This window comes from Microbacterium sp. HSID17254 (assembly GCF_003989315.1).
In the GTDB taxonomy this organism is placed as follows: domain Bacteria; phylum Actinomycetota; class Actinomycetes; order Actinomycetales; family Microbacteriaceae; genus Microbacterium.
Genome location: NZ_RBLT01000185.1, coordinates 1 through 782, shown reverse-complemented (window position 1 = coordinate 782; position 782 = coordinate 1). Strand labels below are relative to the sequence as shown.

Here is a 782-nt window from a genome sequence, read left to right as displayed (position 1 = left end):
GCCGCGAGCCGCCGAGGGAGGTGATGAGGCGTCACCCCGAGCTCGTGCCGGAACGCGCGGCTGAGACCACTGCGGCTCGCGAAGCCCACCCGCACGGTCACCTGGTCGACATCGTATCCCGCGACCAGGAGCTCGACCGCCGCCCGCAGCCTGCAGTGCAGCCGCCAACGCTCGAAGGTGAGCCCACTGCCTGCAAGGAAGTCACGCCGCAGGGTGCGCGGACTCGACAGCACCCGGGCCGCCCACTGCTCCACGGTGAGGTCGCAGGCGGGATCGTGCATCGAGCCCTCAGCGACGGCCGCGGCCCTTCGGGTCCGCGGCAGAGCCGGTGGATCGAGGATGTCCGGTACGCGTGCTCCCGCAGGGGCGCCACCGGGCGGTCGCACTCCGCACCGACGGACGAGGGCGGCGATCCTGTCCTGGGAGTACCCCTGACCGGTCAGCGGGGTCACCTGCAGGTTGAAGTACTGGATCAGCCAGTCCTGCCAGGACGGCGCGACCTCGAATCGCGTCGCCGCCGCCGGGGCCGCCGCGCCCAGCGCCGCCCACCCGTCAACGGCCACGGTCCCGGCATCGGTCACGCCCCCGCGCGCGCCCACTCCCGCCGCCGCGCCCCACACGCCCTCCCCCGCCACGAGCCGAGTCTCCTCCGCGGCGTCGCCCCGCTCCTGCGCCCCCCCGGTTCTAAGCCAGACCCGGCGCGCGCGCCGCACGTGCTCCGCCGCCTCCCACACCGCAGCGGCCGCAGCCGCGCGGCCACCCGTGCCCGGGCTCCCCCGGCC

1 protein-coding gene is annotated in these 782 nt (G+C 75.8%); it reads right to left on the bottom strand.

Annotated elements, in window-relative coordinates:
* Positions 1 to 635, bottom strand: a 635-nt coding sequence (locus D8M34_RS18485) for a helix-turn-helix transcriptional regulator (RefSeq protein ID WP_148113114.1), incomplete at its 3' end; no start/stop codon positions are given.
* Positions 636 to 782: the final 147 nt, after the last annotated feature.